The 15,082-nt window shown below is 55.3% G+C and carries 13 protein-coding genes and 1 pseudogene; 10 read left to right on the forward strand and 4 right to left on the reverse strand.

The annotated features are described in order from the left end of the window. The 10 genes and pseudogenes from AUK29_09825 (at nucleotide 1) to AUK29_09870 (ending at nucleotide 11,096) form a co-directional block, all read left to right on the forward strand. Nucleotides 1-1,850: pseudogene (locus AUK29_09825) on the forward strand (hypothetical protein). Between the two features lie 135 nt (nucleotides 1,851-1,985). Next, nucleotides 1,986-2,444, forward strand: coding sequence for a ribose 5-phosphate isomerase B (locus AUK29_09830; protein ID OIP61691.1), 459 nt, complete (start codon nucleotides 1,986-1,988; stop codon nucleotides 2,442-2,444). Then, nucleotides 2,435-3,688: a serine hydroxymethyltransferase gene (locus AUK29_09835; GenBank protein ID OIP61692.1), complete on the forward strand. Its 1,254-nt coding sequence runs from the start codon at nucleotides 2,435-2,437 to the stop codon at nucleotides 3,686-3,688. Before AUK29_09830 ends, AUK29_09835 begins: the two co-directional genes overlap by 10 nt. A gap of 31 nt (nucleotides 3,689-3,719) precedes the next feature. Further along, nucleotides 3,720-4,178 (forward strand): cytidine deaminase, encoded by a 459-nt coding sequence (locus AUK29_09840; GenBank protein OIP61693.1) that lies wholly within the window; start codon nucleotides 3,720-3,722, stop codon nucleotides 4,176-4,178. Between the two features lie 95 nt (nucleotides 4,179-4,273). Next, entirely contained in the window at nucleotides 4,274-4,774 is a 501-nt protein-coding gene (locus AUK29_09845) for a transcriptional regulator NrdR (GenBank protein OIP61694.1), read from the forward strand. A gap of 48 nt (nucleotides 4,775-4,822) precedes the next feature. Beyond that, the gene (locus AUK29_09850; protein ID OIP61695.1) at nucleotides 4,823-6,145 is read left to right on the forward strand and encodes an electron transporter RnfC; all 1,323 of its coding nucleotides are present in this window, start codon (nucleotides 4,823-4,825) and stop codon (nucleotides 6,143-6,145) included. Nucleotides 6,146-6,312: 167 nt separating this feature from the next. After that, entirely contained in the window at nucleotides 6,313-7,302 is a 990-nt protein-coding gene (locus tag AUK29_09855) for an electron transporter RnfD (protein OIP61702.1), read from the forward strand. Nucleotides 7,303-7,391: 89 nt separating this feature from the next. Continuing rightward, on the forward strand, nucleotides 7,392-7,991 hold the full coding sequence (locus tag AUK29_09860) for a hypothetical protein (protein ID OIP61696.1): 600 nt from the start codon (nucleotides 7,392-7,394) through the stop codon (nucleotides 7,989-7,991). Between the two features lie 81 nt (nucleotides 7,992-8,072). Further along, on the forward strand, nucleotides 8,073-8,672 hold the full coding sequence (locus tag AUK29_09865) for an electron transport complex subunit RsxE (GenBank protein ID OIP61697.1): 600 nt from the start codon (nucleotides 8,073-8,075) through the stop codon (nucleotides 8,670-8,672). A gap of 42 nt (nucleotides 8,673-8,714) precedes the next feature. After that, the gene (locus tag AUK29_09870; protein ID OIP61698.1) at nucleotides 8,715-11,096 is read left to right on the forward strand and encodes a hypothetical protein; all 2,382 of its coding nucleotides are present in this window, start codon (nucleotides 8,715-8,717) and stop codon (nucleotides 11,094-11,096) included. A 209-nt stretch (nucleotides 11,097-11,305) separates the two neighbouring features. Here AUK29_09870 and AUK29_09875 read toward each other — a convergent pair whose 3' ends face one another. From AUK29_09875 to AUK29_09890, 4 genes are all read right to left on the reverse strand, one after another. After that, a complete protein-coding gene (locus AUK29_09875) occupies nucleotides 11,306-12,292 on the reverse strand; it encodes a hypothetical protein (protein OIP61699.1) in 987 nt (328 codons plus the stop codon). Further along, nucleotides 12,289-13,314 carry a hypothetical protein gene (locus AUK29_09880; GenBank protein OIP61700.1) on the reverse strand — a complete coding sequence of 342 codons (1,026 nt, stop codon included), beginning with the start codon at nucleotides 13,312-13,314 and terminating at the stop codon, nucleotides 12,289-12,291. Before AUK29_09880 ends, AUK29_09875 begins: the two co-directional genes overlap by 4 nt. An 82-nt stretch (nucleotides 13,315-13,396) precedes the next feature. Continuing rightward, nucleotides 13,397-14,149, reverse strand: a complete 753-nt coding sequence (locus AUK29_09885; GenBank protein OIP61701.1) for a hypothetical protein — start codon at nucleotides 14,147-14,149, stop codon at nucleotides 13,397-13,399. 3 nt (nucleotides 14,150-14,152) lie between these two features. After that, entirely contained in the window at nucleotides 14,153-14,902 is a 750-nt protein-coding gene (locus AUK29_09890; GenBank protein ID OIP61703.1) for a hypothetical protein, read from the reverse strand. Between the last annotated feature and the right edge of the window lie 180 nt (nucleotides 14,903-15,082).

Genomic DNA, 15,082 nt, shown 5'->3' on the forward strand with positions numbered 1-15,082 from the left:
CTTATGGGTTTCTTTCTGGCCTGATTGTGGGAAAAAACAGCTTTTTCCCGTCATCGCTGCTGAACTATTCGTCCTTCATGGATACGGTGGGCATTCCCGTCCAGGTCTTTCGCGCCGTCTGCGCTGTGATGATCGCGTACAACATGACCCGAATTCTGAAAATATTCGACTGGGAAACCAGAGAGAGCTTACGGGAAGCCCGGGACTCCCTGGAGATCCGCATCAGGGAAAGGACGGAAGAACTCGAGGAATCCAATAAGGCGCTAAAGATGGAGATGGCCGAGCGCAGGCTGACCGAAGAAAGGGTCAAGAAATCTGAAGATTTTATCAAAAACATCCTCGAGAGCGTGGACCAGGGGTTCGTCGTGATCGACCCTGAATACAGAATCGTCACCGCGAATAAGGCCTATTGCAGACAGATGAAGCGGTCAGTGGAGGAGATGATCGGCAGACACTGTTATGAGGTATCGCACCGTATCGACAGGCCATGCTACGAAAATGGAGAAACGTGCACGGCAAGGAGCGTCTTTGACACGGGAGAGTCTCATTCGGCCGTTCATACCCACCATGATAAAGACGGTAGACCCGTTTATGTTGAAACAGCCTCTTATCCCATGAAAGATAAGTCCGGAAGAACCGTATCGGTCATCGAAACCCTTTCCGACATCACCGAGAAAAGAAAACTTGAAGAAGAGCTCCTTCAGGCGCAGAAGATGGAATCCATCGGCCGTTTTGCCGGCGGGGTGGCCCATGATTTCAACAACATCCTGTCGGCGATTCTCGGCTACAGCGATCTGGCGCTGAGCGATCTTCCCGGAGACCACCCGCTGGCCGAGACCCTTGGAATCATCAAGGATTCCGCTGTAAAAGCGGCGGCGCTTACAGGACAGATTCTGGCCTTCAGCCGAAAGCAGGTGCTCGACAAGAAAGCGGTCAGCATGAATACCCTCATCGAAAACACGGCCAAGATGCTCCGCAGGATGATCGGCGAGGACATTGTGCTTGAGCTCAAACTCAAGTCCCCGATCATGAATATCACGGCTGATCCCAACTCCATGGAACAGGTCCTGATGAACCTTGCGGTCAATGCACGGGACGCCATGCCGTCAGGGGGCCGTCTCATGATTGAGACGGAGGATGTCATACTGAATGAAGACGATTCAGATCGGGGAGATGGGATCAAACCGGGCGCATACGTGATGCTCTCCATAACCGATACGGGGGAAGGGATGAGTCCTGATGTCCAGAAAAAGATATTCGAGCCCTTCTTTACGACCAAGGAAAAAGGCAAAGGAACCGGCCTTGGACTGGCCATGATCTACGGCATCGTGAAACAGCATAACGGACATATTTCCGTATACAGCGAACCCGGAAATGGAACAACCTTCAAGATCTATCTGCCGGTTTCGGAGGAGGATGTCATAGAGGAAGATCCGAATCCATCGGACGAAATACCCCGCGGGAAAGAGACCATCATGATCGTGGATGATGACGCATCGGTTCGAAGGCTGGTGGTGGACATGCTTGAACCGCTGGGCTATCGGCTCTTCGGCGCCTCAAGCGGATCTGAGGCCATGCAAATCCTGAATACCTTTGCAGGGGATATTGACCTTTTGCTGACGGATGTCATCATGCCCGGTATGAACGGTAAACAACTGGCCGATGCCTTCCGATCCATGCATCCCGGGGCCAAGGTGATCTTCATGTCGGGTTACACGGCAGAAATGATTGACCGTCACGGGGCATTCCCCCCGGGAGTCGCACTGTTTCAAAAACCCCTGACCATGAAAAAACTGGCGAAAAAACTAAGAGAGATTCTGGATCAGGAAACCACGAAAGCAAAACATTAAACAACCTGCATCCGGCCCCATTCATTTTAACCTGAAATGATTTCGTAAAAACACAGAAGACCTCTTTTTCCTTGACATAAACAAATGAAATTCAGTAACATTACAAAGTTTTAAATGCATTAGGAATGTTTTTACATGAAAATAGCCATCGGCGCCGATCACGGCGGTTTTGAGTTGAAAAAAACCCTCCTGGAGACCCTGAGAGGACTCGGGTATCCTGTGACGGATTTCGGGTGTCACAGCACGGAGTCCGTGGACTACCCGGATTTTGCCGAAAAGGTGGCTCGGGGCGTCTCCGAAGGGCTCTTTGACCGGGGAATCCTGATCTGCGGGACCGGCATCGGGATGTCCATCGCCGCGAACAAGTTCCCGAATGTCCGGTGCGCCCTCTGCCATAATCTCTATACGGCCCGCCTCTCCAGAGAACATAACGATGCCAACATTCTCGCCATGGGTGAACGGGTGATCGGGGCCGGGATCGCAAGAGAAATGGTCAAGATCTTCCTGGAGACGGCGTTTGAAGGGGGGAGACATATGAGACGCGTGGATAAAATCAAGGCCTTGGATAAATATTCGGAGAGATCGTGTCCTTAGATTTTCTACGGGAAGCGGATCCTGAAGTGGCGGATGCCCTGCAAAACGAGGCGATCCGGGAGAATGAACAGATCGTCCTGATCGCCTCGGAGAACTATGTCAGTGAAAACGTGCTTTCCGTTCAGGGCTCGATCATGACCAACAAGTATGCCGAAGGCTATCCCGGAAAGCGGTACTACGGCGGCTGTGATTACGTGGATCGTGTGGAAGATCTGGCCAGGGAACGAGCCAAAGAGATCTTCGGCGCCGAGCATGCGAATGTCCAGCCCCATTCGGGGACATCGGCCAACCTGGCCGTTTATCTCACCGTATTGAAACCGGGCGACAGAATTCTCGGGATGTCGCTCGCCCACGGCGGCCACCTGAGCCACGGCGCCGCGGTCAATGTTTCCGGACAGCTTTACGAGCCCTTCACCTACGGGGTTTCCAGGGAGACGGGCCGGATCGACTACGATGAACTCAGACAGATCGCACGTTCCTTCAAGCCGAAGATGATCGTGGCCGGGGCATCGGCCTATTCCAGGACCATCGACTTTGAAAAGTTCCGAGAGATCGCAGACGAGGTCGGCGCCTACCTGATGGCGGATATCGCCCATATCGCCGGACTCATCGCCGCAGGTCTGCATCCCAACCCCGCACCCTATGCGGATTTCGTCACCAGCACCACCCATAAGACCCTGCGCGGCCCGAGGGGCGGGCTGATCCTCTGCAAAGAGCGGTATGCCAAATCCATAGACCGGATGATCTTCCCGGGACTTCAGGGCGGCCCCCTCATGCATATCATCGCCGCCAAGGCCGTGGCCTTCAAGGAGGCCATGACACCCGCCTTCAAAGAGTACCAGGCACAGATCATCCGGAATGCAAAGGCCATGGCATCGGAATTCACGGAAAAGGGATACCGGATCGTCTCAGGAGGCACGGACAACCATCTGATGCTTGTGGACTTGAGCGGCAACGGGATGACCGGAGACCGGGCGGAGAAGGTCCTCGACCGGACGGGGATCTCCCTGAATAAAAACGTGATCCCCTTCGACACGGCCCCGCCGGCGGTCACCAGCGGGATCCGGGTCGGCGCCCCCATCATCACCACCCGGGGGATGAAGGAAAATGAGGCCCGTCAAATCGTGGGATTCATCGACCGGGTCCTTAAGAACATGGATCATGAAAAAGTTTTGAAGGAGGTTCATGAGGATGTCAGACAGCTCTGCAAGAAGTTCCCTGTCTATAGCGGCAGACTCAATTAGCGGTCTATCCGCCGCCGGGAGGAGCCGGATCATGAAACGCCCGTCCTGGGAAGAGTATTTTATGGACATCACCCACATGGTCAAGAGCCGCTCGACCTGCCTTCGAAGGCATATCGGGGCCGTCATCGTGAAGGATAAGAATATCCTGGCCACCGGCTATAACGGCGCGCCGTCCGGGACTCGGCACTGCCTGGATATCGGCTGCCTCAGGGAAAAAATGAACATTCCCTCCGGGGAGCGGCACGAACTCTGCAGGGCCCTGCATGCGGAACAGAACGCCATTATCCAGGCCGCGAAGCACGGGGTCAGCATCGACGGGGCCGACTTGTACTGCACAAACCTCCCCTGTCTCATCTGCTCCAAGATGATCATCAATGCAGGGATCAGGAGAATCTTTTACGAAGGGGACTACCCGGATCCTCTGTCCAGGGAAATGCTCATGGAAGCCGGAGTGGAATTAATTCAATGTCAGGAGAGCGGCACGGAATAAAATTGAGAGACGAAACCACAGAGTGCACAGAGCAATACTCTGTGTTCTCTGTGGTTAGATTTTAACAATACGAAAACGACCCCAAGGAGGCCTCTATGAAATGTCCTTTTTGCGGCCATGTGGAAGACAAGGTCGTGGACTCGAGACTGAGGCGTGAAGGGGATGCAATCCGGCGGCGGAGGGAGTGCCTTTCCTGCCGGCGGCGATTCACCACCCATGAACGGGTGGAGGACATCCTCCCCATGGTGATCAAGAAAGACAACCGGCGGGAGCCCTTCGACCGGAAAAAGATCATGGACGGCATGGTCAGGGCCTGCGAAAAACGCAGCGTGAGCATGGATACCATCGAGGCCATCGTGGACCGGATTGAGCGGAAATTCCAGGACAGGATGGAAAAAGAGATCCGGAGTGAGGAGATCGGTGAAGAAGTCATGAGAGCGCTCCATGAAACCGATGACGTGGCCTATGTGCGGTTTGCATCCGTCTATCGCTCGTTCAAGGACCTGAATGACTTTATGAATGAGCTGGAAGAAATCCTGAAGCTCCGGGAGCAGGGAAAAACCAAGACCGTGGACAACAAAGAGGCCGTGCCTTGAACTGGATTGGAGAGGCCTGATCCACAGGGTTGAAGAGAGAGTTCTTTCGTGAAAACATTAACCTTTCCTGCCGGGGGAATACACCCCCCTGAAGAAAAGCGCTATACGGAACACAAGGCTATCGAGGATGCGCCCCTTCCCCGCCGGGCCGTGGTCCCCATGCAGCAGCATATCGGGGCCCCCTGTGTGCCCTTGGTCAAGGCCAAGGACCAGGTCCTCAAGGGACAGCGGATCGGCGAGCCCAAGGGATTTGTCTCCGCGCCGGTCCATGCCCCTGTCTCCGGCACGGTGACCGCCGTCACCGAAATGCCGCATCCCATCGGACGGGAGGTTCTCTCCGTGGTCATCGAATCAGACGGAGAAGACCGCTGGGTCCCGGGGATCACCGAAACCACGGATTTCCTCTCCCTCACACCCGATCAGTTGAAGACCAGGATCTTCGAAGCCGGGATCGTGGGCATGGGCGGAGCCACATTCCCCACGCACGTGAAGCTCTCTCCGCCCAAGGAGAAACCCATTGACGCCGTGATCGTCAACGGCGTGGAATGCGAACCCTTTCTCACGGCCGACCACCGGCTGATGCTCGAATATCCCGAGGAGATCCTGGGGGGATTGCGCATCCTGATGGCCGTCCTTGGAGTCAAGAAGGGGTTCATCGGAATTGAATCGAACAAACCGGATGCGATAGAGAAATTTGAAAAGATCACGGCTTCTATTGAAGCGATCCAGGTCTGCCCCCTGAAGGTCAAGTATCCCCAGGGAGCCGAGAAACAGTTGATCAAGGCCGTGCTCGGGAGAGAGGTCCCCTCCGGAGGTCTCCCCATGGACGTGGGTGTGGTGGTCCACAATGTGGGGACCGCAGCGGCCGTCTATAGGGCGGTCCGGTTCGGGGTTCCCATGATCGAACGGATCACTACGGTCTCCGGGCCCGGAATCAACAGCCCAAAAAATCTGCGGGTGAGGATCGGGACCCCCTTCTCGGATATCATGGCGTTCTGCGGCGGGATCAAGGGGAAGGCCGGAAAGGTCCTTGCCGGAGGCCCCATGATGGGGATCGCGCAATATACCCTGGACGTCCCTGTCATCAAGGGGACATCCGGTATCCTGGTCTTCCGTGAAGAGGACCTCAGTCTCTCGGATTCCAACACCTGCATACGCTGCGGGAGATGCCTGGAGGCATGCCCCATGCAGATCAACCCGAGCCTCCTGGGAATCTATGTGGAGGCCGGAGAAATGAATGAGCTTGAGATCCATCACGTGCTCGACTGCATTGAATGCGGTTGCTGCGCCTTTGTCTGTCCTGCCAGGCGGCCCTTGGTTCATCTGCTTCGCTACGGCAAGACCGAGGTTCTGGCCGGAAAGAAAAAATAGGGGATGAAAATCGGCCTTAACCGGACAGGCCCCCAACGCGGACAGGAAAACACAAATCCATGGAAGAGAACACACAAGAACCGACAAGCGGACAAGAGGCAAAAAAAACAGAAGGAAAAAAATCTGCGGATAAGGTCCCGAAAAAACCCGAGGCTCCGGCCGAGCCCATGGTCCTTGCCTCCTCTCCTCACATCACAAGCGGCGAGACCATTCCATACCTGATGACCCAGGTCATCCTGGCCCTGATCCCCGGGCTCCTCGTTGGAATTTATTTCTTCGGCATGGATGCGCTCCGGGTGCTGGCCATCACCACGGCCTCGGCTGTGGGCTTTGAGGCCCTGATCCAGCGGCTCATGAAGAAGAAAATCACGATTAGGGACCGAAGCGCCGCAGTCACCGGGATCCTCCTTGCGATGAACCTCCCGTCCGGCGCCCCGTGGTGGCTCTGCATGATCGGAAGCGCCTTCGCCATCCTGATCTGCAAGCATCTCTACGGCGGACTCGGCTACAATCCCTTCAACCCGGCCTTGGCGGCCCGTGTCTTTCTCCTCATCTCCTGGCCTATTCAGATGACCCGATGGCCCGTTCCTCACCCTGCATTCGAACACGCGGTTGACGCTGTGACCGGGGCCACCCCTCTGGGAAGAATGAAGGAATCTCTGCTCATGCACGGGAACCTCTCCGGCATAGCCGACATCCCATGGATGGATCCCTTCCTGGGGTACGTGGGGGGAAGCCTCGGGGAAATTTCGGCCCTGGCCTTGATCGTCGGGGGCCTTTACCTGATCGCAAGGCGCGTGATCACCTGGCACATCCCGGCCGGCTTCCTGGGCACGGTGGCCGTCACCGCCGCAATATTTCATCAGATCGACCCGGCAAGGTACGCCTCTCCGCTGTTTCATCTCGTAACCGGAGGGCTGATCCTGGGCGCCTTCTTTATGGCCACGGACCTGGTCACCAGCCCTGTGACGCGCCGGGGGATGGTGATCTTCGGCATCGGATGCGGCCTGATCACCATGATGATCCGGTACTGGGGCGGGTATCCCGAGGGGGTCTCTTTCTCCATCCTCCTCATGAATGCCGCGACCCCTCTGATCGACCGATGGGTGAAACCGAGGATATTCGGAACCGTCCGTGGAAAAAAGGCCCGGGAATAGGTCATTAAAAACGGATCATCTCCAAAAGAGCGGATGAAAACATCAGGACTCAAATCCCGGGGTCCCGAATAAGCAAAAGGGAAGAGACGATGCGCAATGAGATGTTCAAGATGGTTCTGGTTCTGACCCTTTTCTGCGTGGTGGCTGCCGGCCTTCTGGCCAAGGTCAATGACATCACCAGGGCGCCCATTGCCGAGGCCAAGGCCGAGGAGACGCGGCAGGCCCTCCGCGGTGTGCTCCCTCCCTTTGACAACAAGGTCGACGAAGAATTTGTTGAAAAGAAGATCGGCATAGACAAGAAAGGAAACGATGTCATGACAAAGGTCTATACCGCCAAACAGCAAGGAAAGATCATCGGAAGGGCCTTTGTGGTGGTAGCGCACGACGGCTATGGCGGAGATATTGAAATCATGATGGGCGTCAGCCCGGAAGGAAAGATCACCGGTATCGAGATTCTCAGCCTGAGTGAAACCCCCGGCCTGGGCGCCAAGATTGCAAGTGTTGAGACCTGGCCAGGGAGGGGAAGCGGCCCCGGAGGACTGATAGGCAAGTCCCTGGAAAATAACCTGAAGGTCAAAAAAGACGGCGGTGAGATCGATCAGATCACCGGGGCCACCATCTCGCCGAGGGCCGTGGTCAGCGCGGTAAAAAAAGGGCTTGAATTTCACAAACATGAGTTTCAGGGATAAGCCCTGGTTCCGGCAAGAGATGAAACCACAGCTCTGTGGTTAGGTTTTTAAAACACACCTGCTGAGGGAAAAGAGGAGACCATGAAACTGATTCAGGAATTCACCAAAGGACTCTGGAAGGAAAATCCGATTCTCAGGCTGGTGCTCGGGACATGCCCCACCCTGGCAACCACCACCAGCGCGTTGAACGGCATGGGCATGGGGCTCGCAACTCTTGCGGTGCTCATCGGTTCGAACATGGCTGTGGCCCTCTTGAGAAATTTTATTCCCAGCAAAGTACGGATCCCCGCCTTTATCGTGCTGATCGCCACCTTTGTGACCGTGGTGGACCTTCTCATGAACGCCTTCAGCCATAACCTGCATAAGTCTCTGGGTCTCTTTATCCCTCTGATTGTGGTCAACTGCATCATCCTCGGCCGAGCGGAAGCCTTTGCGTCCAGAAACACCGTCCTCTACTCGATGATCGACGGTCTCGGCATGGGACTCGGCTTCACCCTGGCCCTGACGACCTTGGGAAGCATCCGGGAGATCCTGGGGAACGGGACCCTCTTCGGCATGGTCCTCTTCGGCAAGGGGTATCTCCCCATGATCGTGATGATCCTTCCTCCCGGCGCATTCCTCATGCTCGGCTTTATGATGGCCGCTATGAACTGGATGGAAGACCGGTTGAAGATCCGATAGTTTGTCTTTTGCCGGAAACAATTTTTTATACGGGGGAACATGATGGCCAAATTAAGGATCCGGAAAATTTCTTACCTGCTGCTGTGGTTTTTCATCCTGACGTCGGCGGCCTGCGGCAGTCTGGAACAGAGAAGAAACAAATATCTGGAACAGGGGAAGAAGTATTACGCGGAAGAAAAATACAAGGAGGCGCTGATTGAATTCAAAAATACCGTACAGATCGATCAGAAATATGCGGAGGGATATTACCAGTTGGGACTCACCTATCTCAAGCTCCAGGATATCAACAATGCCTATGGGAGTCTGATGAAGACCGTGGAACTGGATCCGAATCACCTCAAGGCGCAGCTTGCCGTCGGAGAGATCCTGCTTCTCGCACGACAGCCCGACCAGGCCCTGGAGAAGGCTGACCTGATTCTGGGGAAAGATCCGGAAAACCAAGAGGCCCTTCAATTAAAAGGGAATTGTCTGCTGATCAAAAAAGATCTGGACGGCGCCATGGAACAGGCCAGGAAAGTCCTCGTGAAGAAGCCGGATTCTGTGGACGTCAGGATCTTTATGGCGCAGATCTACGACATGAAAAAAGAAATTGCGGAAGCGGAAAAGGTCCTGCTCGAAGCCCTGAATATGGATAAAAAGAATATCAAGACCTATACCACCCTTGCACGGTTTTACCAGGCCCATGAGAACCCGGACAAGGCCGAAGAAGCCCTGAAGCAGGCCATGGAGATTGAACCGAAAAACAGCGGCCTGGTTCTGTCCCTTGCCGAGCTTTACCTTGTCCAAGGCAAGAAAAAAGAGGCCGAGGCCGTCCTCCTGCAGGGGACCGAACGGTTTCCGGAGACCATGGATTTCCGTGCCGGCCTGGTCAAGTACTACCTGTCCGGAGGAAACAAGGAGGAAGCCGAAGGGATCATTGCAAAACTGGTCAAAGACTATCCGCAGGATCTCCAGAAAAAGATTCTTGCAGGAGACCTCTATCTCCTCATCAACCAGCCTGACAAAGCCATGGAAACCTATCAGGCCTGCCTGAAGATCGACCCGGAGTCCCTCGAACCCAAACGGAGGCTCGCCGCACTGGCTATCGAAAAAAAGGAGCTTGACAAGGCCTCCGGATACATCAACGAAATCTTAAAGAAGAATCCCAAGGATACACAGGCCCATTACCTTAACGCACGCCTCAGCATGGAGAAGAATGACCCCAAGGCGGCCATTGACGAATACCGGGTCGTGCTCAAGGACCAGCCGGATAACGCCGAGGTCCATGTCCTGCTCGGCCTGGCGCATCTGGCCAATAACGAGACCCTCCTTGGGGAGGAATCCATCAAGAAAGCCCTTCAGATCAATCCAGGGATGGTCAAGGCCCGCATGGCCCTGGCCGGCGTTTACCTCAAAGAAAAGAAATACCAGGAGACCAAGGACCTGATGAAGGAACTGCTGGATAAGGAGCCGAAGTTCTTCGAGGCCTACCCAGTCCTGGAAGAGGCCTGCCGGATGACCGGGGATGCGGATGGGGCGGAGGCTGCGGCCCAGAAGATGATTGATCTGAAGCCTGAACTGCCGGACGGATATTTCAGACGCGGGTTCATCTACCAGGCGCTGAACAAGGACGACCTCGCCCTCAAGGATTACGAAAAGGCGGTTTCCATCAATCCGAACCTCGCCGACGTCATGAAACAGATTCTCTCCGTCTATGTGAAAAAGAAGGACGTGGACGGCGCCATTGCCCGGATACAAACCCAGATCAAGCGCTCGCCCGAGAACCCGTTCTTCTACGAAGCGCTGGCGCAGGTCTACCTCCTGAAACAGGATAGTACCGCGGCTGAAAAAAACCTCAAAAAGGCTTTGGAGATCAACCCCGGCCACGTGACCGCCCTCTTGACCTTGGGGGACTTGGCCTTGCAGTCCGGCAGCCAGGACCAGGCCATGGCGTATTATAAAAACGCGGCGGAAAAGAATCCGAAGTTTACAGAGGCCCTCTTCCGTATCGCCTCGCTCCAGGAACGCAGCGGAAAATACCAGGATGCCATTCAAAGCTATGAGAAGATCCTTGAGATCAGCCCGAAGAATCCTGTTGTTTCCAACAACCTCGCGTTTCTTTATGTGGAGTATGGAAACAACATGGACCGCGCCTTGACACTGGCGCAGGACGCCATGGAGAAGAGCCCGGAGAACCCCTACATCAAGGACACCCTCGGCTGGGTCTATTATAAAAAGGGCCTTTATGACAAGGCCGTCAATCTGTTTGAAGAGAGCATCGAAAAAGCAGGCAAAGAACCGAGGATCTATTATCACCTCGGCCTGGCCCATCTGAAACAGGGGAACAAAGAGAAGTCAAAAGAGGCCTTTAAAAAGGCCCTTGATCTCGGAACGGACTTTCCTGAAAAGAAAGAGGTTGAAAAGACGCTCAAAGAGATGGGATAGCGGGATTTTGGGGAAAACAGAAGGGTTCGAGGGTTCAAGGATTCCAGGGGCCAAGTGAAATGCTAAAAACATAAGGGGCCGAGGGTCATAGGGGTCAAGGGTTCAAGGGTTTTTCTCTGGAGATTTTGCTTTCTTTGAAGTATTTCACTTGACCCCTCGAACCCTGGAATCCTCGAACCCTTTTTACCTCCTCTTAACCTGAGGATATCTTAAGGCTTCAGTCCCAGCGCCGACTCCGCTGTCTCTATGTTCTTGTACAGATCCTTGCTGTCTTCGTGCCCCTTGAGCATCTCTTCGGCGCGATTCAGCGTTTCACGAACCTTTGGATCATCTCCCTTTTCATGGTAGATCCTGGCAAGAATCAGCAGATCCTGCACGGCGCCGGAAAGATCATCCGAAGCCGTATGCGAGAGAAAGGAACGCCCGGCATATTCCTCAGCCAGGGAGCTTTGGCCTCGGCTGAGATGAAACCGGGCGAGCCTTTGCAGGTCCAGAGAGACGCCGGATGGAATTTCCAACTTGCGGTGCCTCTTTAGGGCGGAGGTAAGAAGCGCCAGCGCCTCTTCAGGGCGGTCCCGGTTCATGGCCAGAACGCCGAGGCCGCTCTCTCTCGAGGCCATGCCGGGCTCGTCCCCGGCCTCCTGGTCCAGACGGTAGGCCTCCCTGAGATATGCCTCGGCATCCTCCCATGCCTGAAGGGTGATCTTCAGCCCGCCGAGCCTTCCGAGGGCCGTTTTCCTTGATCGGGTGTCACGATTCTCAAGAGAAATATTCTCAGCCGATTCGTAAGCGGAACGCGCCTTTTCATATTCCTCTTTCATGACGTAGGCATCGCCCATATGGATGAGGATGTCGGCCTCTGCGGCCCGGTCGGATACGGCCCTGGACAGCTTGAGCGCCTCTTGAAAAAACTCCAGCGCGCCGTCCGGGTCAGAGTGTTTCAGCCGGATAGCCCCCAGGTTGTTCAGATCAATCAATGCCCCTTCCCGGTAATCGATGCTCCGGTTCAGCCGAAGGGCCCGTTCAAATTCCGATTGGGCGGCGCTGAGGTTGCCGAGGGAGAACTGTTTCATTCCGGCTTGGTTGGCCTCGGCGGAGAGGCCGCGAACCGGACCGAGAACCGCGCGGCGCGGCGCACAAGCCGAATTCAGAACCAGACAAAAAATCATCGGCAGGAAAAACCAAAATCTCATCATGGCTCGGTCTCCTGATCATGAAATGGAGAAGCCTCCAGCAGGATTCTCTCTTCAGCCGTGGGACGTTCCGGGAGGTTGCCGCGTATCAGCCAGTTCCGTTTGGCCGACTCCATCACGTCCTCGGCCCCCCGTGCCGCGTTCCGGAATGATCCTGAAATGGCCGGGAGGTCTCTGGATGCTGTCAGGAGATTTTTCGTGGTTTCGTCCACTCGGAGGGTGATCTCGGGAAAATGCTCCGAGCTTTTAAGCAGGTCCCTTGAGACAGCGCTGATGTCTTCCATGGCCTTTCTCGTAGAGTCCATCAAAGCCGGTAGATCCGCTGAAGCCGGCTCGATCCCGGCCATTGTTTTTTTCAAGGCTTCTGCAGCTTCACTGCCGGAACGAACCAGTGAGACGAATTCATTATAGAGCGCCGGGTCGTTCACGGCCGAACCGATGGATCCTTTTCCCTGGTCTACCTTCTTCAAGATATTATCGGCATGCTCCAGAGCGGCTGCCATGGGAATTTTTTCCATGGAGAACTCCCCGGTGATCCTGGAGAGATGGGTGAGAATTTGATCCACCTTGGCCACCATGGGCGACAACTGGTCCACAACGCCGGCAATATCGAAGGGGTCCTTGGATGGGATACCGGCCCCGTTCGGGATGATCATCTTCTCTTTGGAACCGATCATAATCTCTACGCTCTTATCCCCCAGGATCCCGACCGAACTGATGGTGGCCACCGAGTCTCCCCGGATCTGTTCCTGATACCTCGTCTGTATGGAGAGGACGGCCAGAACCTTCCCGTCCGCAGTAAAATCCAACGACTCGACGTTCCCCACCTCAAGCCCTGCCAGACGGACCGGCGAGCCCACCTTGAGTCCGCCGACTTGGGAAAAGAGGGCGGTCAACCGGTAGCGGGGCTCAAACAGCTTCTGCTTCCCGGCGATGGTAAACACCAGGACCGAGATCACGGCCAGCCCAATCAGGATAAACAGCCCGACAATGGTTTCAGTGGTTCTCGATTCCGGCTTTGACATATCCTCCTCCTTATCCGACGAATTTCAAAAACTAACCGGTAGAGAACACAGAGTATTTCTCTGTGGACTCTGTGGTTTCATCTTACCCATAAAGGAACTCCCTGACTTTGGGATCGGGGTTCCCCTTGATTTCTTCAAGAGAATCCGTAAGCAAAATCTTCCCATCATGGAGCATGGACACCCTGTCCGCCACCTTGAAGGCCAGACGGATGTCGTGCGTCACCACCAGGGAGGTGATCGTCAGCCTCTTCTGAAGATCCCGGATCAGACCTCCGATGGTGTCCGAGGTAATCGGATCGAGCCCTGTGGTCGGCTCATCGTAAAAAACAATCTCCGGCTCGAGGGCGATGGTCCTGGCCAGAGCGACTCGTTTCTGCATGCCCCCGGAAAGCTCCGACGGCATCTTATCCTGGATCTCTCCGAGACCCGCCATGGCAAGGAGCCTTGACACCTTTTCATCAATCTCGGGCCGATCCAGTTTTGTATGGATCTCCAAAGGGAAAGCGATGTTGTCCCTCACATTCATGGAGTCAAAGAGCGCCGCCCCCTGAAACAGGAACCCCACTCGGGTCCAGATCTCCTTCCATTCCGATTCCGTGCGGAAGGCCGTGACCTCTCTGCCTTGAATCATCACGCGGCCTCGATCGGGCTTCAAAAGTCCGATCAGGATGCCGAGCAGGACCGATTTCCCTGAACCGCTCCCGCCAAGAAGGACCAGGGTTTCTCCTTTGTGCACCATGAGGTCGATGCCGCTTAAGACCTCCATATCTCCGAATGACTTCCCGACACCCTCGACACGGATGACCGGTTCCTCTCCATTCCCTCCATCACTCATGCATCATCCTCCGAAGACCACGATAAAGGCCTGGGTCAGAAACACATCGGATATGAAGATCATCAGAAAATTGACCACCACGGTCCGGGTGGTGGCCAGGCCTACCCCGGTCGTGCCTCCTTTCGCTCGGAAGCCCCCATGGGTGCTCACCACGCCGACCAGGAGGCCGAAGAAGACCCCCTTGAGCAGTCCCGGAATGAGATCATTCAACTGTACGAACTGGAAGGTGATATCCATATAGAGATCCGGGCTGATCCCCCCCTGTGTAACCCCCATGAGCATCCCGCCGGCCATGCCGATCAGGTCCGCAAAGGCGGTCAGGATGGGGATCGCGATCATACAGGCCAGTATCCGGGTCACCACAAGATATTTCATGGGGTTCACGGCAAGCACCTGGAGGGCATCAATCTGCCTCGTCACGCGCATGGAACCGAGTTCCGCGCTGATCCCGGAACCGGACCGGCCGGCCACCATCAGCGCCGTAATCACAGGCCCCAGCTCCTTAACCACGGAGAGCCCCACGGCCGCAGCCACGTAATGGACCGCGCCGAACTTCTTCAAGAGGTGGATGGAATGCATGGAAAGCACCACCCCGATTGCGAAAGACGAGATCGCGGTCAGGGGGAAAGAGCGGATCCCGATCTCGAGGACCTGGCGGACCATGAGCCTGAAAAAAAGAGGTCTTTGGAAGAGGTTGCGGATCGCCGAAAAGGCAAAGAGCGTGAGGTCGCCCATGTAGCGCGCTAAATCCATCACGGGCCTTCCGGTCTTCTCAAGGATATTCAATCGTCTTCTCTCCGCTTCAGGTCTTGCATGTTCAGATCAAGATATATGAAAACGAGCTGAAGAAACAAGGACAAGCGCGCCGGGATTCACTTCTTCTGCATATAAACCGATTTATCCCCGATATCCAGATCCACTCGCATGATCACC

The sequence above is a fragment of the Nitrospirae bacterium CG2_30_53_67 genome (assembly GCA_001873285.1).
GTDB lineage: Bacteria > CG2-30-53-67 > CG2-30-53-67 > CG2-30-53-67 > CG2-30-53-67 > CG2-30-53-67.